General features: G+C 68.0%; 21 protein-coding genes, 1 pseudogene and 1 riboswitch. Of the genes and pseudogenes, 13 read left to right on the forward strand and 9 right to left on the reverse strand.

What is annotated here, in order from left to right; translation table 11 throughout:
- Positions 1-10 precede the first annotated feature (10 nt).
- Entirely contained in the window at positions 11-205 is a 195-nt protein-coding gene (locus OOB33_RS23710) for a cation transporter (protein ID WP_102766100.1), read from the reverse strand.
- A gap of 74 nt (positions 206-279) precedes the next feature.
- On the opposite strand from OOB33_RS23710, the gene OOB33_RS23715 reads away from it, so the two are divergent.
- From OOB33_RS23715 to OOB33_RS23725, 3 genes are all read left to right on the forward strand, one after another.
- Positions 280-2718 carry a heavy metal translocating P-type ATPase gene (locus OOB33_RS23715; RefSeq protein WP_271010435.1) on the forward strand — a complete coding sequence of 813 codons (2439 nt, stop codon included), beginning with the start codon at positions 280-282 and terminating at the stop codon, positions 2716-2718.
- A 143-nt stretch (positions 2719-2861) separates the two neighbouring features.
- Positions 2862-3734, forward strand: coding sequence for an FRG domain-containing protein (locus OOB33_RS23720; protein WP_271010436.1), 873 nt, complete (start codon positions 2862-2864; stop codon positions 3732-3734).
- Positions 3735-3895: 161 nt separating this feature from the next.
- The gene (locus tag OOB33_RS23725; protein WP_271010437.1) at positions 3896-4300 is read left to right on the forward strand and encodes a hypothetical protein; all 405 of its coding nucleotides are present in this window, start codon (positions 3896-3898) and stop codon (positions 4298-4300) included.
- A gap of 62 nt (positions 4301-4362) precedes the next feature.
- Here the strand turns inward: OOB33_RS23725 and OOB33_RS23730 are convergent, their stop codons facing one another.
- A complete protein-coding gene (locus OOB33_RS23730; RefSeq protein ID WP_271010438.1) occupies positions 4363-5244 on the reverse strand; it encodes a pirin family protein in 882 nt (293 codons plus the stop codon).
- Positions 5245-5314: 70 nt separating this feature from the next.
- Positions 5315-5947: pseudogene (locus OOB33_RS23735) on the reverse strand (FMN-dependent NADH-azoreductase); the annotation flags it as partial.
- Between the two features lie 146 nt (positions 5948-6093).
- Between OOB33_RS23735 and OOB33_RS23740 the strand changes: the two are divergent.
- Positions 6094-7032: a LysR family transcriptional regulator gene (locus tag OOB33_RS23740; RefSeq protein ID WP_271010439.1), complete on the forward strand. Its 939-nt coding sequence runs from the start codon at positions 6094-6096 to the stop codon at positions 7030-7032.
- Here the strand turns inward: OOB33_RS23740 and OOB33_RS23745 are convergent, their stop codons facing one another.
- The 3 genes from OOB33_RS23745 to OOB33_RS23755 all read right to left on the reverse strand — a co-directional run bounded on the left by OOB33_RS23745 (position 7033) and on the right by OOB33_RS23755 (position 9573).
- On the reverse strand, positions 7033-8079 hold the full coding sequence (locus tag OOB33_RS23745; protein WP_271010440.1) for an SGNH/GDSL hydrolase family protein: 1047 nt from the start codon (positions 8077-8079) through the stop codon (positions 7033-7035). It lies immediately after the preceding gene.
- Positions 8080-8244: 165 nt separating this feature from the next.
- Complete coding sequence (locus OOB33_RS23750) at positions 8245-8583, reverse strand: ArsR/SmtB family transcription factor (RefSeq protein ID WP_102766092.1); 339 nt, start codon at positions 8581-8583, stop codon at positions 8245-8247.
- A gap of 141 nt (positions 8584-8724) precedes the next feature.
- Positions 8725-9573, reverse strand: a complete 849-nt coding sequence (locus OOB33_RS23755; protein ID WP_102766091.1) for an energy transducer TonB — start codon at positions 9571-9573, stop codon at positions 8725-8727.
- Between the two features lie 138 nt (positions 9574-9711).
- A riboswitch (TPP riboswitch) is annotated at positions 9712-9838 on the forward strand.
- Between the two features lie 260 nt (positions 9839-10098).
- On the opposite strand from OOB33_RS23755, the gene thiC reads away from it, so the two are divergent.
- The 6 genes from thiC to OOB33_RS23785 are packed head-to-tail and all read left to right on the forward strand — an operon-like array spanning position 10099 to position 16655.
- Entirely contained in the window at positions 10099-11985 is a 1887-nt protein-coding gene (gene thiC, locus OOB33_RS23760; protein WP_271010441.1) for a phosphomethylpyrimidine synthase ThiC, read from the forward strand.
- A gap of 1 nt (position 11986) precedes the next feature.
- The gene (locus OOB33_RS23765) at positions 11987-13066 is read left to right on the forward strand and encodes an FAD-dependent oxidoreductase (protein WP_271010442.1); all 1080 of its coding nucleotides are present in this window, start codon (positions 11987-11989) and stop codon (positions 13064-13066) included.
- The gene (gene thiS, locus OOB33_RS23770; RefSeq protein ID WP_271010443.1) at positions 13063-13281 is read left to right on the forward strand and encodes a sulfur carrier protein ThiS; all 219 of its coding nucleotides are present in this window, start codon (positions 13063-13065) and stop codon (positions 13279-13281) included. The genes OOB33_RS23765 and thiS overlap by 4 nt, the downstream gene beginning before the upstream one ends.
- A 24-nt stretch (positions 13282-13305) precedes the next feature.
- Positions 13306-14115 (forward strand): thiazole synthase, encoded by an 810-nt coding sequence (locus OOB33_RS23775; RefSeq protein ID WP_271010444.1) that lies wholly within the window; start codon positions 13306-13308, stop codon positions 14113-14115.
- Positions 14112-15749 carry a bifunctional hydroxymethylpyrimidine kinase/phosphomethylpyrimidine kinase gene (locus OOB33_RS23780; protein WP_271010445.1) on the forward strand — a complete coding sequence of 546 codons (1638 nt, stop codon included), beginning with the start codon at positions 14112-14114 and terminating at the stop codon, positions 15747-15749. The genes OOB33_RS23775 and OOB33_RS23780 overlap by 4 nt, the downstream gene beginning before the upstream one ends.
- Positions 15750-15776: 27 nt before the next feature.
- Complete coding sequence (locus OOB33_RS23785) at positions 15777-16655, forward strand: ion transporter (protein ID WP_271010446.1); 879 nt, start codon at positions 15777-15779, stop codon at positions 16653-16655.
- A gap of 129 nt (positions 16656-16784) precedes the next feature.
- On the opposite strand, the gene OOB33_RS23790 is transcribed toward OOB33_RS23785, so the two are convergent.
- On the reverse strand, positions 16785-17687 hold the full coding sequence (locus tag OOB33_RS23790) for a LysR family transcriptional regulator (RefSeq protein ID WP_271010447.1): 903 nt from the start codon (positions 17685-17687) through the stop codon (positions 16785-16787).
- A gap of 132 nt (positions 17688-17819) precedes the next feature.
- Between OOB33_RS23790 and OOB33_RS23795 the strand changes: the two genes are divergently transcribed.
- Both OOB33_RS23795 and OOB33_RS23800 read left to right on the forward strand, forming a co-directional pair.
- Complete coding sequence (locus tag OOB33_RS23795; protein ID WP_271010448.1) at positions 17820-18359, forward strand: DUF1579 domain-containing protein; 540 nt, start codon at positions 17820-17822, stop codon at positions 18357-18359.
- The gene (locus OOB33_RS23800) at positions 18350-18709 is read left to right on the forward strand and encodes an NIPSNAP family protein (protein ID WP_271010449.1); all 360 of its coding nucleotides are present in this window, start codon (positions 18350-18352) and stop codon (positions 18707-18709) included. Before OOB33_RS23795 ends, OOB33_RS23800 begins: the two co-directional genes overlap by 10 nt.
- 165 nt (positions 18710-18874) lie before the next feature.
- Here OOB33_RS23800 and OOB33_RS23805 read toward each other — a convergent pair whose 3' ends face one another.
- Both OOB33_RS23805 and OOB33_RS23810 read right to left on the reverse strand, forming a co-directional pair.
- The gene (locus OOB33_RS23805) at positions 18875-21208 is read right to left on the reverse strand and encodes an ATP-dependent DNA helicase (RefSeq protein WP_271010450.1); all 2334 of its coding nucleotides are present in this window, start codon (positions 21206-21208) and stop codon (positions 18875-18877) included.
- Complete coding sequence (locus OOB33_RS23810) at positions 21205-22002, reverse strand: hypothetical protein (protein WP_271010451.1); 798 nt, start codon at positions 22000-22002, stop codon at positions 21205-21207. Before OOB33_RS23810 ends, OOB33_RS23805 begins: the two co-directional genes overlap by 4 nt.
- A 345-nt stretch (positions 22003-22347) precedes the next feature.
- On the opposite strand from OOB33_RS23810, the gene OOB33_RS23815 reads away from it, so the two are divergent.
- Positions 22348-22947 carry a TlpA family protein disulfide reductase gene (locus OOB33_RS23815; protein WP_171827745.1) on the forward strand — a complete coding sequence of 200 codons (600 nt, stop codon included), beginning with the start codon at positions 22348-22350 and terminating at the stop codon, positions 22945-22947.
- The last annotated feature ends 14 nt before the right edge of the window (positions 22948-22961 follow it).

The raw sequence follows: 22961 nt of genomic DNA on the forward strand, positions 1-22961 counted from the left end.
TCGCCGGCCGTCAAGCCGGCGGGTAGCCCGCCTCACGCAAGGCTGCCGCCAGCGCGGCCTCATCGAGCTGCCCTCCATCGACCGCCAGCCGATGCTGGGGTAGGTCGAACTGCAGCCGCGCTTGAGGATCGGCTGCCGCCAAGGCTTGAGTGATCGCGGCGGCGCAATGGCCGCAACTCATATCGGGAAGGGTGAATTCAAGCATGGGTGGAATCAAGGCAGCAAAGAACTTGCCGCAAGTCTAGGACAAGCCATGGCGCTTGGGGCGACACTGGAGCCATGACAGCGACACCGACCACTCTTTCAGCTCTGCGCCTGCCTTTGTCCGGCATGAGTTGCGCATCCTGCGTTGCGCGGGTGGAGAAGCTATTGATCAAGCAGCCAGGGGTGAGCCGGGCTGAGGTCAATCTCGCCACGGAGACGGCCCTGATCGAGGGCGCGGTGGCGCTGGCGCCGCTGGCTGTGGTCCTGGCGCAGGCGGGCTATCCGCTGCGCGAGCAGACGCTGCGGCTGAAGATCGAGGGCATGACCTGCGCCTCGTGCAGCGGGCGGGTCGAGCGCGCGCTGGGCAAGATTCCCGGCGTGATCTCCGCCGAGGTCAATCTGGCCACCGAGACGGCGACGCTGCGCACCCTGGCCGGCCTGGAGGCGCGCGTCCTGATCCAGGCCGTGGAGAAAGCCGGTTATGGCGCGCGAAGGTTGGACGAGAGCGGGTCCGACGCGGCAGCGTCAGCGGCAACGACACCCTGGGCCCAAAGCGTCTGGCCGGTGCTGATTGCGGCCCTGCTGTGCGCGCCCCTGGTGCTGCCCATGCTGGGCATGCTGGTCGGCCAGCACTGGATGCTGAATGGCTACGGGCAGCTGGCCCTGGCGGCGCCGGTGCAGTTCTGGCTGGGCGCACGCTTTTACAAGGCCGGCTGGGCCGCGCTGCGCGCCGGCAGCGGCAATATGGACCTGCTGGTGGCCCTGGGCACCAGCGCCGCGTTTGGTTTGTCGCTCTACGAGCTCTGGGCCCATGGGCCGATGAGCATGGCGCTGTACTTCGAATCGGCGGCGGTGGTCATCTGCCTGGTGCTGCTGGGCAAATGGCTGGAGGCACGGGCTAAGCGCCAGACCACCGAGGCCATCCGCGCCCTGCAGGCCCTGCAGCCGCAGAGCGCCCGCGTGCTGCGCGAGGGTCGCGAGCAAGAGCTGCCGCTTGAGCAACTGAATCTGGGCGACGAGGTCCTGGTGCGGCCGGGCGAGCGCATCCCGGTGGATGGCCTGGTGCTGGAAGGCCGCAGCCAGGTCGATGAATCGCTGATCACGGGCGAGAGCCTGCCGGTGGCCAAGCAGGTCGGCGATCATCTGACCGGCGGCGCCGTCAACGGCGAAGGCCTGCTGCGCCTGCGCTGCACCGCGCTCGGCGCCGAATCGACGCTGGCCCGCATCGCCCGCATGGTGGAAGACGCACAAGGCCACAAGGCGCCGATCCAGCGCCTGGTCGACCAGGTCAGCGCCGTCTTCGTGCCCGTGGTGCTGCTGCTCGCCCTGCTGACCCTGCTGGGCTGGGGGCTGGGCACGGGGCAGTGGGGGCCCGCCCTGCTGCATGCCGTCTCGGTGCTGGTGATTGCCTGCCCTTGCGCGCTCGGCCTGGCCACACCCACGGCCATCATGGCCGGCACCGGCGTGGCGGCACGCCACGGCATCCTGATCAAGGACGCACAAGCCTTGGAGCTGGCGCACGGTCTGAACCTGGTGGCCTTCGACAAGACCGGCACCCTGACCGAGGGCCGCCCTCGCCTGCTGGCCCACGAAGGCCATGCCGACTTGCTGGCCCTGGCTGCGGCCGTGCAGGCCGGCAGCGAACACCCCCTGGCCCGCGCCGTGCGCGAGGCCGCCGCAGAGCGCCCCGAACTGCCCATCCCGACGGCACGCGAGATGCGCGCCGTGGCCGGCCGCGGCGTGGCCGCGGAGGTCGATTGGCAAGGCCAGGCGCGCGAGCTGCGCCTGGGCAGCAGCCGTTTCATGCAGGAACTGGGCCTGGACCTGAGCCCCTTGCAAGCCCGTGCGGAGACGCTGCAGGCGCAGGGCCACAGCCTGTCCTGGCTGGCCGCCCTGGGTCGCGGCAACGAAGAAAGCCCTCAGCTGCTGGGCCTGCTGGCCTTTGGCGACCGGCTCAAGCCCAGCGCGCGGCAGGCGGTCGATCGCCTGCACGCCATGGGCGTGCAGACCGCCCTGATCAGCGGCGACAACCGTGGCGCGGCCGCTGCCGTGGCCCGCCAGCTGGGCATCGATGAAGTCCATGCCGAAGTGCTGCCGCAGGACAAGGCGCGCATCGTCAGCGCGCTCAAGACCGGCCCGCAAGGTGAGCCGCGCCGTGTCGCCATGGTGGGCGACGGCATCAATGACGCGCCGGCCCTGGCCGCGGCCGATGTGGGCCTGGCCATGTCCAGCGGCACCGAGGTGGCCATGGCCGCGGCCGGCATCACCCTGATGCGCGGCGACCCGGCCCTGGTGGCCGATGCCATCGCCATCTCGCGCCGGACCTACGCCAAGATCCGCCAGAACCTGTTCTGGGCCTTCGCCTACAACGCCGTCGGCATTCCGCTCGCGGCTTTCGGTTTGCTGAACCCGGTGCTGGCCGGTGCGGCCATGGCTTTTTCCAGCGTGTCGGTGGTCAGCAATGCCTTGCTGCTGCGGCGTTGGCGGCCGACGGGCAACGAGGCACGCCGCTGACGATTCACCACCTGCCGGCGGGCGGGTTCACCTGAGCCCTCTTTCAGGGACAGGGCTTGGGGAATGTTCAGCTCGGCAGCCGCCGGGTCTGAAGGCATGCTGCCGGCTGCGGGCGCGCATCGCCCGACCGGAGACCCTGCCCCATGAAACTCGACGCCCAGGAACTGCAAGCCATCACGGTGCCCGCCCCCATCACCGCCGTGGCGGAACTGATCGACCTGTTCGAAACCCACCGCAGCCAAGGCCGCGTCTGGGCCTACCGCGGCCAGTCGCGGCCCTTCGGCAGCTTGCAGCCCTCGTTCCAGCGCCAGTTCACCCGCCCGTCCAGCGCCACGGCCGAGCTGATCGAGCGGCATCTGGTGCAAGCCTTTCGCGATCACTACGCCAAGCTGCCGGATCGCCATGGCGACATGCCCAACACCCAGCAGATCGACGCCTTTCACACCCTGCGCTGCCTGAGCGTCATGCAGCACTACGAGATCCCGACACGCCTGCTGGACTGGAGCGCCAGCTACTGGACTTCGCTCTACTTCGCCTGCGCCAGCGACCCGGGCGAGGACGCCGAGCTCTGGTTCTATGACCGCAACATTTTCATCGAGCAGCGGGACCAGGATGGGCGCTGGAGCGCCCTGATCGATGCCAGCCCGCAGCCACCTGCCGAGCCGGCCTACCTTTACCAGCCTGAGGTGCCAGCCCTGGTGGAGCTGGACCCGAAGATTTCGCCGCGCATGCGCACCCAGCAAGGCCATCACACGGTGGCCAGCGAGGTGTTTTCGGACCATGCTCGCCTGATTCGCACGCTCGACCTGGAGCGGCAAAAGCTGGATGCCGCTAGCGGTTTCGAAGCACAGCCGCACTTCGGTCGCGCCACCATCACCGCCGCTTGCAAAAGCCGGGCCCTGCAGTTCCTGGCCGAGCACCACCAGATCACTGCCAGCAGCATCTTCCCGGACGTGGTCGGCCTGGGCCGCTTCCTGCGCTGGCAGTTCGATTCGCTGCGGACCATGCTCTTGTGAGCCGTTCCCCCTCTTCGGAGTGATGCAGTTCAAGCATGGCCCATGGGGCGGCTGACGCAGAATGCACACGGACACGACCACGGCCCGCATCTGCATAAAAAAACGCCATGATGTTCCCGCCCCAATCTCGCTCCGCCCCCCGCAAGCTTTGGACGGCGATCTTGAGCGCACTCCTGCTGGCAAGCCCCAGCGCCACCCGGGCCCAGGACGACGCCGACACCTCCGGCTCCGCCTCCATCTATGAAGGCAAGGTCAAGCGCTATATGGCCAGCTACCCACGGGAGCTGCTGCGCACGCCCGGATGGGAGGGTGGGGTGCAGGCGACCTGCCATGTCAGCCCCGAGGGCCTGTGTCACAAGATCGATGTGCAGATGCTGCCGGGCATGCCGGAATCGGTGCGGCGCTTTGCCAAGGCCTCGTTCGAGGGCTGGGTCTTCGACGCCCAGCGTGTCAACGACCGCCCGGTCGAGGGCCAGGTTTCGATGCGATTCAGCTTGCACACCCGAGAGCTGTTCGCCAAGAACTTCCGCGTGCCCGCGTTCGAGCGCGCCACTCGCAATCGCTGATCGAGGGCGCGCGTTCACCGCGTCCGCAAAGGCGAGCCGCTGCGACTCGCCCGGATCGGCCATCAAGCCAGCACGCCGGCCTGGTAGTCGCGCACCGCCTGCACCAGCTCCTCGTGCGTGTTCATCACGAAGGGGCCGTGCTGGGCGATCGGCTCGCGCAGCGGCCGGCCGGCGATCAGGATGGCGCGGCTGGGCGCATCCGCTGCCGCCTGCAAGACCAGCCCGTCGCTGCCCGGCGTGTTGGCCAGAATGGCCATGCGCTGGGCCGGCACGCGGCAGCCGCCCGGGAACTCCAGCGCACCGCGGTACACATACACAAAGGCGTTATGCCCCTCGGGCAAGGCCTGCTCGAAACGGGCGCCGGCAGGCAGGTGCAGGTCCAGGTAGAGCGGCTCGGTGTGTTCGCGCTGCATGGCACCGCTCACGCCGTGGCTGCTGCCTGCGATCACGCGCACGGTGACGCCCGCCTCGGTCTGGAACTCAGGGATCTCGGCCGTGGGGATGTCGCGGTACCAGGGCGCGCGCATTTTGTCGTGGCTGGGCAGGTTGAGCCAGAGCTGGAAGCCCTCCATGCGCCCCTCTTCCTGCTCGGGCAGCTCGCTGTGGATGACGCCGCGACCGGCCGTCATCCATTGCACCCCGCCGTTGCCGAGCAAGCCCTCGTTGCCGGCGGAGTCACGGTGGCGCATGCGGCCTTCGAGCATGTAGGTGACGGTTTCAAAACCACGGTGCGGGTGGTTGGGGAAGCCGGCGATGTAGTCATCGGCCTGGTCCGAGCCAAATGCATCGAGCATCAGAAAGGGGTCGAGCCGGCGCTGCAGGTCCTGCGTCAGCACCCGGGTGAGCTTGACGCCCGCCCCATCGCTGGTGGCCTGGCCGGCGACCAGGCGCTCCACCGCACGAGGGCTGTGGACGGGTTGGCGAACGGGGGACGGGCTGCTCATCGGGGACGACCTTTCTGAAGTCTTCGAAGTGGGTGGGCTTGGGGCTGGATCGCGCTCGGGCGATGGTAGCGAGGGCTTCGTCGATCTGCTCGCGTGCTGCGGCCCAGCCGGCCGCTTCGGCCTCGGGGCCCATGGCCAGACCTTCGGCGTAGATGAACTGCACATCGGTCATGCCGAGGAAGGCCAGCACATTGCGCAGATAAGGCACGACGGTGTCGCTGGGCTGGTCACGATGGATGCCACCGCGCGACAGCACGACATAGACCTTCTTGTTCTTCAGCAGGCCTTCGGGGCCGTTGGCGGTGTACTGAAACGTGACGCGGGCGCGCGAGATGGCATCGATCCAGTTCTTCAGCTGGGCGCTGACGCCAAAGTTGATCATGGGCGAGCCGATCACCAGCACATCGGCGGCCTGCACCTCGGCGATCAAGGCATCGTCCAGGGCGACGCGGGCAGCTTGCTCGGCGCTGCGCTGCTCGGCCGGGGTGAACAGGGCTTGCAGGGCCGCTTCGTCGAGCACCGGCTGGGGCTGCAGGGCCAGGTCGCGCACGGTCAGCGCGCTGGCCGGATGCTGAGCCTGCAGGCGGGCCACCAGTTCCTGGGCCAGACGGGTGGAGACGGAGCCTTGACCCTCGACGACGCGGCGGGCGCTGGAGTTGATTTGCAGGATGCGGGTGGTGGAGGCGTTGCTGATGTCGCTCATGGTGGATTCCTCTCAAGGTGGCCAGTTGCGCTGCACCCCGTGGTGAAGCGATGGGCTCACTGTATTGAGAACACCCGAGCGACAGAAGCCATCGATCTGGATAAGATTGTTCCACCAAAGCATCAATCCAAAGAGATCCTCCACCCATGAGCCCCGACGCCGACGACCTGCTGCTGTTTGCCCGCGTGATGGACAGCGGCAGCTTCAGCCGCGCTGCCGAGCGGGTGCAGCTGCCCAAATCCAGCGTGTCCCGGCGCATTGCCGCGCTGGAGCAGCGCCTGGGCGAAAAGCTGCTGCAGCGCAGCACCCGGCGCCTGGCGCTGACCGAATTCGGCGCCGGCGTTCTGGAGCATGCGCGCGCGCTGAGCGCCGAGGTCGAGGGCGCCCTGGCCCTGGCCTCGCAGCGCCAGCTGCGGCCCAGCGGCCGGCTGCGCGTGTCCATGCCGGCCGATCTGGCCCACCATGCCTTTGGTGGCATGCTGGCGGATTTCACCCTGCGCTACCCCGACATCACGCTGATGCTGGACCTGTCGCCGCGTCGCGTGGACCTGATCGCCGAGGGCTTTGACCTGGCCGTGCGCATCGGCGAGCTGCCGGCCGACAGCCAGCTGGCCGCGCGCCGCCTGGCCGTGTTCAGCAACGGGCTCTATGCCTCGCCGAGCTATCTGCAGGCCCATGGCGAACCACGACAACCCGAAGACTTGCTCGACCAGCATGGCTTGATGATCCTGAACCGCGCGGGTGAGGCCCCGCCCTGGCGCCTGCAACGCCTTCGCCCCGACGGCAGCGAAGAAAGCTGGAGCGGCACGCCCGCCCGGCGCAGCCTGGTCAACGCGCCCGACATGCTGCTGCGCCTGGCCTGCGCCGGCGTGGGCATCACGGCCGTGGGCAACCATTTCGCCGGCCCTTGGCTGGCCAGCGGGCAGTTGCAGCACGTGCTGCCGGACTGGCAGCTGCCGGACGTCACCTGCTGGGCGGTCTTCCCCGAGCGGCGGCTGATGCCGCTGCGCACCCGGGTGTTTCTCGAAGCCCTGGCCGCACGCATGGCGCAATGCCCGGGCCAGGCGCCCGACCCGCGCCGCTGATCAGGCGCCGGCCGCCTCCGTGCGCCGCCGCCGGCTCGCAAGGGTCAACACGCCGGCCAGGCCCGCCAAGAGCAGAGCCGCCGATGCCGGCTCGGGCACGGCCGCCGCATACACCTGATCGGCAATCAGCTGGTGGCCAAAGGCGGTGGGGTGCTGGCCGTCGTAGAACAGGGCGGTGGCCGGATCGCAGCCGTTGTGTGCAGCGCCACAGGCATGGCTGACATTGCTGAGGCCATACGCCGAAGGCTGGGCCACCACCCGACCCAAGGTGCCGAAAAGATCAAACACCTGCACGCCGGCCTCCCCGGTGAGCCGCTGGGCCAGGGAAAGATTCATGGCGTTCGCGGCCCAGGAACCGAGTGCGGCCACCGGCGCGCCATAGCTCTGTGCACGCGGTGTGAGACCGAAGTCGGCCACATTGAGCACCAGGATGTGCTGTGCTCCGGCCGCTTGCAAGGTGTCGACCATGGCGCCGATGTCCTCGGCAAAGCTGCGCGCAGCGGCATCCACAATTGCGGCGGCGGCAGCCGGATTCATGGCTGCCGCCTCCATGGTTTGGCTCACATTGACGGCGCCGCCCGACAGCACAAACAAGGATTGCGCGGGCGCGGTACTGCCACTCAGGGGCAGCGTGGCCAGATACTGGTCCAACTGTGTGCGCATGCTGAAAGGGAAACCAGGGATGGGCGTCCCCGAGCCGTCCTGCCCGGAGGCCCCGCCGCCGTAAGCAAAGTTGCTGCCGCCCAGCTGCGAGGCCTGGGCGCTGAGGCCCAGCCGATCGGCGAAGCGCTCGGCCCAGACCGGCCCATTGCTGTAACGACCCGAGGCAAAGGGGCGGGACGCGAAATAAGCATCCCCGCTGATCACCTGCCCTGGGTCCGCCCCGACCAGACGGGCATTGTTGCCGCTGTCGGCCAGGCTGTCACCGAACACGACCAGGCTGGCATACGAACTGGAGGGCGCCGTCTGCGCCGCCAGCAGCCCACAGGCCCAGACCATCAGGCTGGCGGCCAAAGGTTTCAGGACCCAGCTGTTTCGCTTGCTCATACCGCTTCTCCCTCAAAAGGGCCCATCACGACGCCCCGGCTTCGAAGCGCAATCGTTCACGGGCCCGACAAAAGAAAGCGAGGTTCCGTCAAAGCGCAGGCCGCGTCAACGCCGCAAGCCCGTGAAACCACCTGCAAACGAGTGCCGTTTTTGTAACGGGATATGTCAGCGGTTCTGAACAAAGGCCGCGTTGATCTTGGCGGCACGCGCATTGCTCTGGGCAATGCTGCCGCAGACCAGATCGCAGAGCTGATAGACCGCCGGATCGGCGATGCGGTAGTAAGCACTGGTACCGCGGCTCTCTCGCTCCACCAGACCTTGCTGCTGCAGCAGGCTCAGGTGGCGCGAGATGTTGGCGATGCTGAAGCCACACAACTCGGCCAACTCACCCACCTTGCGCTCCTGCTGCCGCAGCAGATTGAGGATCTGCAAGCGCGTGGGCTCAGACAAGGCCTGGAAATAGGCCGCAACCTGGGTCAATGCGGCAAGTGGCAGGTCTTCCATGATCGGGTGGGTCGCCAAAAGGCTGAGGAAGTACCGATTTTACGCGCCGCCGGGTCGATCAAGCGCTACATGGCTATTTTCGCAATCAAACAAACACCGCCCCCCCTCCAGCAACCAGCGCCAGCGCAACGGCGAACCGGATCACTCCAGGCGGAACACCAACTCCACCGTCGCCTCACGAGCCTTGGCAATGGGTTCGAAACGCCATTGGTTGACAGCTTCCAGCGCGGCGGGGCTGAGCCGACGATGGGTGGTTTGGATCGCTTCGGCACGGCCCACCGTGCCATCCGGGTTGACGGTGAAACGCACCTGCACCGAGCCCGAGCGCAGGGTCGATTGCAGCTGCCGAGGGAACTCGGGCTCGACCATCTTGATGGCCTTGAGCGGGGTTTCAAGTGGCGGCGCCGGGGGTTCGGCGAAGGCGGGCGAGGCGGAGGCCGGCGGTGCAGCCAGGGTCTCGGGCAGAGTCGGCGGAACCGACGCGGCGCTCAAACTGGCGGCAGCCAGGCGGGTGGGCTCCGGGGCCGGTTCATTGAGCTGTGACGGGGCTGCCGCGGTCTGCGTGGCGGCGCCACGCTCGGGCACGATATCGGTCACGGTTTCGGTGATGCCTTTGCGGTCGGCCGGCGTGCCCGCGCGTTTGGCCGATGCCACATCGCTTCCACCATTGCGCTCAGGCGTGCGATTGCTGGCGGCTTTGGCCGCCACCGGCGCCGGTGCTGCGGCCGCCCCCTGACCCGGCAAGATGATGGTCGGCTTGGCGCCCGGCTTGTCGGCATGCAGGCGGATCCATTGGAAGACCTTGTCGGCATCGCGCTGCGCGCGCTCGGCCGGGGTCATTTCCGCCTTGTTGCTGGTGCTGCTTTTGCCAGCATCGGCCTTGCCGGCTTCACTGCCTTGGGCTTGTGCCAGAGGGCTGGTGCTCAATGTCGTGGCCAGGGTTACGGCCACACCCACCAGACTCAAGGCCCGGCGCTTGCTTCGACACATGCTGTGCTCCTTGAAATTGTGTTGGGGGGTCAGCGAAACCGCTGGTCGCGGCAGGCGGGAGTTTAGGGAAGGCCCAGGGCCTCCCTTGCTCGGGTTTGCCCGCAGTCCAGAGAGCCCAACCTAATGTGGATATACTGCGGACACGCTCCGGGGGGCCCTGTTGTGCAGTCGTTCACGATGCACCGGGCTGAGATGTGGTGGAAGCCACGGACCCGCTGAACTTGATCCGGTTGATACCGGCGTAAGAAGAGCCCGACCCCCGCCTGGGGTGCGGGCCCTGGACATGCATCGCACCAGGGCCAGCCGCAGTGAACGCGAACGAGACCACGCCTCAAAGGTGGCCCCCGATCCGCCCTCACCGCCGCTGCGACACCCTGACCCGACGCCCGTCCTGGGCTCCCTCCATCCCAGCGCCGTTGAAGCGAAAGCGCCAACGCTGCCGGTCGCGCCCGCCCTTGTGCCAGGCCTCCGCCGTTTCGATGCCAGCCCTCGCAGCCCCACCAGCACAGCGAGGATTGCATCCCCATGAACAGCATCACCGACCCCGGCCTGCAAACAGCCAGCGCCAGCGACAGCCTCAACACCAGCCTGGAGCTGACCCGCACGCCCCTGCCCGGCTCCAGCAAGATCTATCTCGCCGGCCAGCAACACCCCGAGCTGCGCGTGCCCATGCGCGCCATCGCACTCACGAATGGCGAGACGGTCACGGTCTACGACGCCTCCGGCCCCTACACCGATGCCAACGCCACGATCGATGTGAAGCAAGGCCTGCCCACGCCCCGCGCCGCCTGGGTCGAGGCGCGCCAAGACACCGAGCCCTACGCCGGCCGCGCCATACAGCTGATGGACGACGGCCTGCGTGAAAGCGCACAGCAAGAGGCCTTGCTGGCCCTGAGCGCCGGCCTGCGCCGCACGCCACGCCGCGCCAAGGCTGGCTTCAATGTCACCCAGCTGCACTACGCCCGCCGCGGCATCGTCACGCCCGAAATGGAGTACATCGCCATCCGCGAGAACCAGCGCCATGAATGGATGCGCGAGTACGAGGCCGATGCCGAGCGCGAAGCCCGCCTGGCCGGCACGCCCATGGGTGCGGCCATCCCGCGCATCATCACGCCCGAGTTCGTGCGCGAAGAGGTGGCGCGAGGCCGCGCCATCATCCCGGCCAATATCAACCACACCGAGCTGGAGCCGATGATCATCGGCCGCAACTTCCTGGTGAAGGTCAACGCCAATATCGGCAACTCGGCCGTCACCTCCTCCATTGAGGAGGAAGTGGAAAAGCTGGTCTGGAGCACCCGCTGGGGCGCCGACACGGTGATGGACCTGTCCACCGGCCGCAACATCCACACCACCCGCGACTGGATCATCCGCAACAGCCCCGTGCCCATCGGCACCGTGCCCATCTACCAGGCTCTGGAGAAGGTCGGCGGCGTGGCCGAAGACCTGACCTGGGCCCTGTTCCGCGACACGCTGATCGAGCAAGCCGAGCAAGGCGTCGACTACTTCACCATCCACGCCGGCGTGCGCCTGCCCTTCATCCCGATGACGGTCAAGCGCCGCACTGGCATCGTCTCGCGTGGCGGCTCCATCCTGGCCAAGTGGTGCATTGCCCACCACCAGGAGAACTTCCTCTACACGCACTTCGAAGAGATCTGCGAAATCATGAAGGCCTACGACGTCAGCTTCTCACTCGGCGATGGCCTGCGCCCCGGCAGCTTGTCAGACGCCAACGATGAGGCCCAGTTCGCCGAGTTGCGCACGCTGGGCGAGCTGACCAAGATCGCCTGGAAGCACGATGTGCAGACCATGATCGAAGGCCCCGGCCATGTGCCCATGCACATGATCCAGGCGAACATGACCGAGCAGCTCAAGCACTGCGACGAGGCGCCCTTCTACACACTCGGCCCCTTGACCACCGACATCGCCCCCGGCTACGACCACATCACCAGCGGCATCGGCGCGGCGATGATCGGCTGGTTCGGCTGCGCCATGCTCTGCTACGTCACGCCCAAGGAACACCTGGGCCTGCCCAACCGAGACGATGTGAAAGCCGGCCTGATGGCCTACAAGATCGCCGCTCACGCCGCCGACATCGCCAAGGGCCACCCAGGCGCCCGCGCCCGCGATGACGCGCTGTCCAAGGCCCGCTTCGAGTTCCGCTGGCAAGACCAGTTCAACCTCGGCCTGGACCCCGAAACCGCACGCGATTTCCACGACGAAACCCTGCCCAAGGACAGCGCCAAGGTCGCCCACTTCTGTTCCATGTGCGGCCCCAAGTTCTGCTCGATGAAGATCACGCAGGACGTGCGCGAGTACTCAGCCCAATTGGAAGCCGAGGCCGGCATGGCGGCCAAGAGCGCCGAGTTCAAGGCCCAGGGCAGTGAGATCTACATCCCCATCCAGCCCGTCTGAGATGGGCTTGCAGATCGCCATCGCGGGCGCCGGCCTGGCCGGGCGCCTGTTCGCCTGGGCGCTGAGCCGCGCCGGCCACGCCGTGCAGGTCTTCGAGGCCGGCCCCGGCCCCGAGCCGCGCTTCGACGGCCAGGGCGCCGCCGCCTTCACCGCCGCCGGCATGCTCAGCCCCCTGGCCGAGCTGGACCGGGCCGAGGCCGAGGTGGCGGCGCTGGGTTGGCGCTCGCTGCAGCTCTGGCCGCAGGTCTGCGAGGCGCTGGGGGTCAGGTCTTGCCTGCAAACCCAGGGCAGCCTGCTGCTCGCGCACCGCCAGGACCTGGGTGCGGCCGAGCGGGTGCTGGCTCGCCTGGGCGAGCACCCCGAACTCGGCCGGGCTCAGTCCTTGAGCGAGGCCGAGCTGCAGGACCTGGAGCCCAGCCTCCTGCGTGGCCCGCGCGCCTGGCTGCTGCCGGGCGAGGGCTTGATCCATCCACCTGGACTGATGGCTGCGCTGCAAGATCAATCCCCTGACGTGCGCTGGCACTGGCAATCGCCCGTGAATGCTTTGCATGCCGGCGAACTTCAGCTGAGCAGCGGAGCACGCGTCGCCGCGGACTGGGCCATCGACTGCCGCGGCCTGGGCGCCCGGCCACAGGTCGCGGGCCTGCGTGGCGTGCGTGGCGAGGTCGTGCATCTGAGCCTCAGCGGTCACGGCCTGCAGCGACCGCTGCGCTTGCTGCATCCGCGCCAACGCATCTACCTCGTGCCGCGCACGCCGGACAGCCTGGTGCTGGGCGCCAGCGAGATCGAAAGCGAGGACCGCTCGCCGGTCAGCCTGCAAAGTGCCGTCGAGCTGATGGCCGCCGCCCACAGCGTCATGCCCGCGCTGGCCGAGGCGCGCATCACACGGCTCGATGTCAATCTGCGCCCCGCCCTGCCCGACCACCGCCCGCTGAGCCTGGCCGAGCCCGGCCTGCTGCGCCTGAACGGCCTCTACCGCCACGGCTGGTTGCTGGCCCCCGCCCTGGTGCAGCAGCTCCTACTGCATTGCGGCCTGGCCTCGCTCGCGGCCCACGAAGAATCTTGCACCGCCCCGACATGAACGCCGCCCCCCAGATCACCATTCGCCTCGACGAGCAAGACCTGAGCCTGCCTGCAGGCCACACCGTGGCCGATCTGCTGGCCCAGCTGCAGCGCCCGCCCGAGAGTGTGGGCACGGCCTTGAACGGCCAGTTCCTGCGCCGCGAAGCGCGGGCCGGCACCACGCTGCAAGCGGGCGATCAAGTGCTGCTGTTTCAACCCATCGTCGGCGGTTGAATCCGATTGCCATACACCTCCGCCATGAGCACCCACACCGATCTCTTTCAACTCCCCGGCGCCGCACTGAGCAGCCGCTTTCTGCTCGGCAGCGCCGGCTACCCAGACCCGCAGACCCTGGCGCGCGCGATTGCCGCCTCGGGCACGCAAGTGCTGACGGTCGGCCTCAAGCGCACCCTGCAGGCAGGCGACAACGGCTTTGTCGCCGGAGCCCTGCAAGCGGCGCAAGCGCAGGGCGCACGCCTGCTGCCCAACACCGCCGGCTGTCGCAGCGCGCGCGAGGCCATCAATCTGGCACAGATGGCACGTGAGCTCTACGGCACGCGCTGGATCAAGCTGGAAGTGATCGGCGACGAGCACACCCTGCAGCCCGATCCCTTCGAGCTGCTCTGCGCCGCCCAGACCCTGGTGCGCGAAGGCTTTGAGGTCTTCCCCTACTGCACCGAAGACCTGGTGCTGTGCCGCCGCCTGCTCGACGCGGGCTGCCCCCTGCTCATGCCCTGGGGCGCACCGATCGGCTCGGGCCAAGGCCTGAACAATATTGCCGGCCTGCGCAGCCTGCGGCAGCGCCTGCCGGACACCACCTTGATCATCGACGCCGGCATCGGCGCGCCCTCGCATGCGGCCCAAGCCCTGGAGCTGGGCTTCGATGCCGTACTCCTCAATTCAGCGGTCTCGCAGGCGCGCGACCCGGTGGCCATGGCCGGCGCTTTCAAGGCCGCCATCGAGGCCGGCCGCGCAGCCTACCGGGCCGGGCTGATGGCCACCCAGGACTTCGCCGTGCCCTCGACCCCGGTCAGCGGCCATGCCTTCCTGCTCGGGAGTGCGCCATGAGCGAAACCCCGGGCACGAGGCGCTACCCCCACCCCAGCCTGCCCTCGCCGTGGGCGGCCGAGCCGCCGCTGGCCGACTGGCTGCAAGACCCGGCGCCGCCGGTGATCTGGAGCCTGGCCGGCCACGACAGCGGCGGCGGCGCGGGACTCTCGGCCGACACGCGCGCGGCGGCAGCCTTTGGCGTGCATCTCTGCCCGGTACTGGCCGCCGTGACGGCGCAGAACTCGCTGGGGGTGAGCGCGGTTTACCCGCTGCCGGCCGAGCAGCTCCGCGCCCAGCTGCAATCTTTGGTACAAGACCTGAGCCCGCGGGTGATCAAGACCGGTTTGCTGGCCTCGGTCGCCGCCGTGCAGGCCTTGTGCGAGCAGCTGGACGCGCTGCGGCGCGACCGCACCGTGCTGCTGGTCATCGACCCGGTGCTGGGCGCCACAGCCGGCGGCGCAGCCTTCTGCGACGAGGCCTTGCTGCAAGCCTACCGCGCGCAACTGCTACCGCGCTGCGACCTGCTGACCCCTAACCGCCGCGAGGCCGAGCGCCTGCTGGGCCTGCCGCCTGGCAGCCCCACCAGCCCGCCAGCCCTGGCCGCAGCCCTGCGCGAGCTGGGCCCGCGCGCGGTCTGCATCACCGGCGGTGACGACGCCTCCGCCCCGGCCCAGCGCGAACTGGCCCTGGACTGGATCGATGTGCAGGCACCCGACCATCAAGCCCAGGGTTGGCTGGCCCTGCCCCGCCTGCCCAGCCGCCACCACCATGGCACGGGCTGCACGTTTGCCACGTCTGCCGCCGCAGCCTTGGCGCGAGGCTTCCCGATGGCCGATGCCCTGGTGCTCGCCAAGATGGCGACCTGGAGCACCCTGCGCGACGGGCACGCCGCAGGTGCAGGCGCCGGGCCGGTGCGTGCCACGCCCGACTTCATGGCCGACCCCAGGGCCATGCCGGTGCTGAGCTTCGGCGCCGAGCCGCTCAATGCCGGCACCGTGCAACGTTGGCGTCAGGTGCTGGAAGCAGCAACAAACGGTCAGCCGTCAGAGATGGGCCTGTACGCCATCACCGAGGACTCGCAGCGCCTGCCCGCGCTGGCCCAAGCCGGCTATGCGCAGTTGCAGCTGCGCATCAAGTCAGGCCCGAGCCTGAGCGAAGCGGCGCTGCGCCACGCCATCGCCTCAGCAGTCGACGGCTTGGGCTCGCACCCACGCGCCACCCTGTGGATCAACGACCACTGGCAGCTGGCCTTGCAGGCCGGCGCCCGCGCCCTGCACCTGGGCCAGGAGGATTGGGCCGCACTGACGGACGACCAACGGCAGCGGATCCTGGTCAGCGGCGTGCATCTGGGCATCTCCAGCCACAGCCTCTGGGAGCTGGCGCGCGCGCGCAGCCTGGCGCCGCACTACATCGCCTGCGGCCCGGTCTGGGCCACGGTCACCAAAGACATGCCCTGGCGACCGCAAGGCCTGGACAACCTGACCTGGTGGGTGCGCATGGCCGGTCGGCCTGTGGTGGCGATTGGCGGCATCACCGAAGCGGAGCGTGTGACGGCCGCGCGCCGGGCCGGCGCGTCGTCCGCCTGCCTGGTGAGAGCGCTCGAGCAGGCGGATGCCGCGCACTGGCAAACGGCCTGGGAAGCCGGACTCTGACGACCTGGCGGCGGCACAATCGCCCGCATGACCTCGCCCTCCAGCTCCTCCGCCAAGACACCCGAGTTCGGCCGCCCCCTGCAAGGCTGGCGCCTGCGCTGCTACACCATCATCTTTGAGGCCGACACTCACGCCGGCCGGCTCTTTGACCTGGGCCTGATCGCCATGGTGCTGCTGAGCCTGTTGACCGTGATGCTGGACAGCGTGGCCAGCATTCACAACGAGCATGGCCGCTGGCTGACCGGGCTGGAGATCTTCTTTACCGCCGTCTTCACGGTCGAGTACCTGCTGCGCCTGGCCTGCGTGCGCCAGCCGCTGCGCTATGCGCTGAGCTTCTACGGCATCGTCGATCTGCTGGCCGTGCTGCCCACCTATCTGGCCTTCTTCGTGCCGGAGCTCTACGCCCTGGTCGATGTGCGGGTGCTGCGCCTGCTGCGGGTGTTCCGTATCCTCAAGCTCAATGCCTATGTGGCCGAGTACGCCAGCCTGGCCCAGGCTCTGCGGGCCAGCTCGCGCAAGATCTCGGTCTTCATCACCGCGGTGCTGATGATCGTGCTGGTGATGGGCACGGTGATGTATGTGGTCGAGGGCCCGATCAACGGCTTCAGCAGCATCCCGACCTCCGTCTACTGGGCCATCACCACCATGACCACCGTGGGCTTCGGCGACATCACCCCCAAGACCGATCTGGGCCGGGCGATTGCCTCGCTGATGATGCTGCTGGGCTGGGGCGTGCTGGCCGTGCCCACCGGCATCGTGACAGCCGAAATGAGCGCACAACGCCTGGCCAGCGCACCCAAGGCCACCACGCGCAGCTGCCATGTCTGCCTCAGCGAGGGGCACCAGGCCGACTCCAAGTTCTGCCGGCATTGCGGGGCGACTCTGCCGGCGTATCAACGCGACTGAAAGGCCGGCAGGCCCTGGCCATGCGAGGCTGACGCGGCGATGTTGGCGGCAGCAGCGCCTATCGATCACGGGCCTCGTTGAGCAAGAGCAGGCTTCCGCTCTGAGGCGCGCACATTTTCTGCATCGCGCTCAAGGCAATGCCGCCCGCCCCTCAAACAGTTCGACCATAGGGCGTGTGCCCTCGAACACCGCATCAAAGAGCTGTTTGATACGGGGCACATGCCGCAGGTCCACGCGGGTGAGCAGCCACAGATCGCTGCGCCAGGCTCTGGGCGGGGTCGCGATCACGCGGCAGATGCCGGGCTCCAGATCGCCGAGATAGCAGGGCAGGACAGCCAGGCCCGCGCCGGCTTTGACCAGGTTCAAGACATTGACGTGGCTGTTGGTGCGCAACATGGCCTTGGCGTCCAGGCCTTGCTGATGCAGCCATTTGGATGAGTCCAGATGCGCGAAGGTTTCGTCACCCGCGACCCAGGGAAAATCGGCCAGATTGCTGGGGCTTGCGCCACCGATCTTGCGCGATCGGTACACCGTGGACTCGATGCGGCACAGACGCCGTGCCACCAGCGGGTCGGCCGGCCGGCCGCCCGCGCGAATCGCCACATCAGCCTCGCCCTTCAAGATGTCTTGTTGCACCGTCGAGGTGTTGATCAAGAGCTGCACGCCGGCTTGGCGCTGGTAGGCGCTGAGCATGGGGGCCAGGGCGGCATGCATGAGGGTGTCGGTGGTGGTCAGCCTCACCACCCCTCCCGGCCAGGCCGCACGCCTGCCGAGTTGCCGAGTGGCAGAGGCCAGCCCGGTCTCCATCTCAGCGGCCACCTTCATGAGTTCCTGCCCCGCGTCTGTCAGCGCATAGCCAGCCCGGCTGCGCACAAACAAGCGCACGCCCAGTTCAGCTTCCAGGGAACCCAGGCGTCGAAACACGGTGGCATGGCTGACCTGCAGCGTTTCGGCGGCCGCGGTCAGGGAGCCCGCACGGCCAATGTGCAGGAAGACGCGCAAGTCATCCCAGGAAGCGGGGCTTTGAGTCATGGCGATGTATCACGGCGAGGGCGTTGATGGCTTGCAATTTTGACAGCGTGGCTTGCATGAACAAACGATCACAAGGTCGGCCGGCCAATTAGGCTTCGGACTTCACCCCCCAGACCCCGTGAGCACACAGGCATGGCACATCCAAGCACCAGCATCCCAGTTCCCCCCAGCATCGGCGCCGCCGCTGACTTCGACTTCTTCGTCGGCTCCTGGCAGATACAGCACCGCCGGCTCAAGGAGCGGCTGACGGGCTGCCAGGAATGGGAGCAGTTCGATGGCAGCTCAAGCATGCAGACGCTGCTCGGGGGCCATGCCAATATCGATGACAACCTGATCCACCTGCCCGATGGCGACTACCGGGCCTTGACGCTTCGCAGCTTCAATGCAGCGACGGGCTTGTGGTCGATTTGGTGGCTGGATGGGCGCCATCCCGATCGGCTCGATGTGCCCGTTGTGGGCAGTTTCAAGGATGGCAAAGGCTACTTTTACGCCGACGACACGCTCAGAGGCCAAGCCATCCGCGTTCGCTTCCTGTGGACCCAGTGCTCTGAACTGGGCCAGCCGCGTTGGGAGCAGGCGTTCTCCACCGATGGTGGTGTCAGCTGGGAAGTCAACTGGGTGATGGACTTCCGCCCTGCCGAGTCCCTCGCAGGGGAACCCGCATGCCCGTGATCGAAATTCGCGGCTACCAGCTGGTGCCAGGCAGCCGAGATCGCTTCCATGGTCTGATCAGCCAACACAGCTTGCCTCTGATGCGGGAATGGGGCTTCGACGTCGTCGACTTGGGCCCCTCGCTGCATGACGCAGACAGCTATTTCCTCATGCGCGCTTTCCGCGACATGGCCGCCCTTGAGGCCGACCAGGCCGCGTTCTATGCAAGCCCCGCCTGGCGCCAGGGACCGCGCGAGGCCATCGTGAGCCTGATCGCGTCAGACAGCAATGTGGTGCTTGAGATGAGCCTCGACCGCATCGAGGCCTTGCGCAATCGGGCCATCGCCCCGGCTTCGCAAGCCCGACCCTGACGCCTCAATCACGCTGACCGAAACTCAAGGACTCCCCGCCGAGAAAGAGGCCTTGTCGCTGTGATTCGCTGCGCTTGCCGTCGAACCTGGATTTGTGAGCGGCTTCATGTCCTGCCGTGAATGCAGGGCGCGAGCCGCAGCCCCTATCGCGGCACGGCATCTGGTTCAGCCCTCCACCCGCCACCAGCTCGGCAACAAAGCCCGCACCTCGCGCCGCGCAAAGCGGTCGTCCAGCAAATGGATCACGCCGCGGTCTTCGGTGGTGCGGATCACACGGCCGGCGGCCTGCACCACTTTCTGCAGGCCCGGGTAGAGGTAGGTGTAGTCATAACCCGCGCCCTTGAGCTGTTCCAGCCGGGCGCGAAACTGCTCGTTGACCGGGTTGACCTGGGGCAGGCCCAGGGTGGCGATGAAGGCGCCGATCAGGCGCGCGCCGGGCAGGTCCACGCCTTCCGAGAAGGAGCCGCCCAGCACCACAAAGCCGATGCCCTGGCCTTCGGGCGTGAAGCGCTGCAGAAAGGCCTGTTGCTCGGCCTCGCTCATGCGCCGCGCCTGCGGCCAGAGCGGCACGCCCGGATGCTCGCGGGAGAACAGCTCGGCCGCCTGCTGCAGGTAATCGTGGCTGCTGAAAAAGGCCAGGTAGTTGCCGGGCCAGGCCTGGAACTGTGCGCCGATCTGGGCGACCAGGGCGGCCAGGGAACGCTGGCGGTCGGCATAGCGGGTGGAGATCTGGCGCGCCACCTTCACTTCCAGCTGCGCCGCCTCAAACGGCGATTCCACCTCCAGATAGGCCCAGTTCTCGGGCAGGCCCAGCAGGTCGGCGTAAAAGCCGGCCGGCTGCACCGTAGCCGAGAACAAGGTGGCCGTGTGGGCCGCCAGCAGGCGCGGCCGCAAAAAGGGCGCGGGCACGATGTTGCGGATGGCCAGGGTGGTGTGCAGCTTGGCCTGGCTCTTGGCAAAGCCGGGGGCATTGCTGTTGCGCAGGGTCAGGTCACACAGCGAGTGGGCATCGAGTTGCTCGGCCAAGCGGGCAAAAGCCAGGGCTTCGAAGAAGAAGTTCTGCAGCGCCGGCTCCAGTGGCTTGGCCGAGCCCGCCTGTTGTTGCTCGCTGATGGCCGCGGTGGCTTGCTGCAAGGACTGCATCCAGGCCTCGGGCAACTCTTTCACGACTTGATAGGGCTCGGCTGCCTCATCGCCGGCCGTGCTTTTGCTGAGCTTGGTCCAGGCCCGCTGCAGGCGATCGAGCGGCGCTTTCAGCGAGGGCGGCGCCACCAGCTTGGCGCCACGCAAGCTGTCCTGCTCCAGCTCGGCCGAGTACATCTTGCGGCCACGCTCGAGCAGGTTGTGCGCCTCGTCGGCCAGCAGGCCCACGCGCCAGCCGTTCTGCTGCGTCAGGCCATGCAGGAGCGCGCTGCTGTCGAAGAAGTAGTTGTAGTCGCCCACCACCGCATCGGCCCAACGCACCAGCTCCTGGCTCAGGTAATAGGGGCAGACCTCGAAGGCCAGAGCCAGGGCGCGCACGGCCGCACGCTCAAGCGCCAAACCGCTTTGCACGGCGGCAGCACGGGCCTGCGGCAGGCGGTCGTAAAAGCCCTGAGCCAGCGGGCAGCTCTCGCCGTGGCAGGCCTTGTCGGGGTGCTCGCAGGCCTTGTCGCGCGCCACCAGCTCCAGCACGCGCAGGCTGCCTGGTGGGGTCTTGAGCTTCGCCACGCCTTCCAATGCCAGCTGGCGACCGGAGCTCTTCGCCGTCAGGAAAAACAGCTTGTCCAGCTTCTGGCCCGGCATGGCTTTGAGCATGGGAAAGATGGTGCCCACCGTCTTGCCGATGCCGGTGGGCGCCTGAGCCAGCAGCACCCGGCCCGAGACCGCGGCCTTGTAGACACCCTCGGCCAAGGCACGTTGCCCGCGGCGAAAGTCGGCATGGGGAAAAGCCAGGGCCAGCAGGGCTGCATCGCGCGCCTCGCGGTGCGCCTGCTCCTGCTGCGCCCAAGCGACATAACGCCCGCATTGTTCGGCAAAGAATGCCTGCAGATCAGCGGCGCTGTGGGTCTCCGCAAACACGGTTTCGCTCTGCGCCAAGACGTCGAAGTACACCAGGGCCAGCTCGACCCGCGCCAGGCCTTCCTGCTGACACAGCAGGGCGCCGTAGACCTTGAGCTGGGCCCAGTGCAGGGCGCGGTGGTTGGCGGGCTGGGCGTCCAGGCTGCCTTTGTGGGTCTTGATTTCCTCCAGGCGCTGGCGGCCGGCATCCCAGCCATCGGCGCGGCCGCGCACCCGCAAACGTGCACCACACTCCGGTTCAACAAACACGCCACTGAGGCTCAGCTCGGTCTGGTAGCCGCTGCCGCGCCGGCCGGCCACCAGGGCATGGCCGGCCATGCCCTCCAGCGCGGTGGGTGCCGGCGTGAAGCGCAGGTCCAGATCGCCGGCCTTGGCGCTGAACTCGCACAGGGCGCGGACGGCGACGACCAGCTCGGCAGCTGCGGCAGTCTCGCTCACGCCGGGCTGCCCGGGTCGCCGGGCAGATCCGCCTCGGGCTGCATCCCCGGCTCACCCAGATGGGCTTGCGGGCTCTCGCCCTCCAGCCGATCGGGCGTGGCCTTGGCCAGCGCCATCCAGACGGCAAAAGGCAGCTCGCAGGGCTGGTAGCGTGCCGGGCGCAGCAGTTCCAGCCGACCGGTCTCGACCTCGCCGTGCAGCACCCAAACGCCGAATTCAGGCGGCAACTCCTCGGGCTCGGCCACCCCCGCCGGGAACACGTAGTAGCAGGCGCTGCACAGCCATTGGTAGGACTCGCGCTTGGCCGCATGGCGCAGATCGGACTGCAGATCGGCCCGGCTGGCCTTGATCTCGTGCACCACGGGCTGCAGATAAGCCGCCACCGAGGTGTTGCGCACCGAAAAAAGATCGGGGCGGGCCATGCGCCAGGGCTGCTTGGGCGCGGCCTCGCGGGGCGCATCAAGCAAGTCCTCGCCAAACAGCGGCGTGGAAGAAGCCCTGAGCGGTGATGAAGCTTCGGCCTGAACCTGGGCCCGCAGCGACAACTCGCGCCAGACGATGCGGCCGTCCTGGCGCATCAGCTGTTCACTCATGCGGCAGGCGAGGCGGTCATGCAGGCTCAGCGCCCGCTGGCCACGCTGGCGCGAGGCGGCCAGGGCGGCAATGCCGGCGGGCGTCAGCTGCAGGGTTTCGTGGCCGCCGGGCGGGCAACGCAACTCCACCCAACCACCGGCCAGCAGGTCGATCTCCAGCGGATCGCGGCAGGGCCAGCCGCCCGAGCGCCAGACCTTCATCAAGCGGCTGAGCTGGGGGCGGCTGAGCGCCGGGGGGGCGCTCGCGGCAGTCGCGGCAGTCGCGGCAGTCGATGCAGGCGGCGCGGGCAAAGGGGCATCAGAGGGAATCACTGGATAAGTTTACAGTGATGCTCGGGTGATATTACCCACCCCCAAAATCGCAGTTGAATTCCGCGCCTCAACTGAGCATCCTGAGCTCACCCCTCCACCCCAGGACACTCAGCGATGCCACTGACGTCATCCCTCAAGACCCGTCTCCCCCTGTCTTCGGCCGCCTCCTGTTCTTCTGCCTCCTGCTGCACAGCGCTTTGCGCTTCTCCCCCTCGCCACTTGCGCGCTTGCCTGATGCTCCCCGCATGGATCGCGCTGGCCAGCCTGCACTCCAGCGCTTTCAGCCAGACGCCCCCGACCGCCGGTGTGGTGACCCCAAGCAAACCCGCCGCCACCCTGCATGCCAAGGCCAGCAGCACTGCCAGCAACACCATCGCCAACGACCCGGCCCAGCTCTTGATGAACAGCCCCACTGGCGCCGGCCTGCCCAGCAACTGGCAGCTGCAGGCCAGCAAGCTCAGTGGCGAAGCCTTTGCGCCCAGCGAGCTGAAAGGCCGCGTGGCCGTGGTCTTCTACTGGTCCACCGCCTGCGCGGTCTGCCGCGACACCCTGGCCGAGCTGCGCGCCAACCTGGAAGGCTGGCGCAAGAAGCCGGTGTCCGTGGTGCAGGTCAATGTCGACAAGCAGGCCGAGGACTGGCGCAGCTATGAGCAGATCCGCAACGTCATGCACAAGCCGCCACCGGGCCTGCTGTCTCTGCGCCTGGACGCCGGGCCCGCGCCTGCCCGCCTGCCCTTGACCCTGGTCGTGGACGCGCAGAACCGCGTGGTGCGCCGCTACGAGGGCCGCGTCGCCCCCGAGGCCTGGAACGATGTGGCCGATCTGCTGCCTTGAGCGGCGCCCACGAC

Origin of the sequence: Paucibacter sp. B51 (assembly GCF_027863535.1) — a bacterium.
Classification (GTDB): Bacteria; Pseudomonadota; Gammaproteobacteria; order Burkholderiales; family Burkholderiaceae_C; genus Paucibacter_A; species Paucibacter_A aquatilis.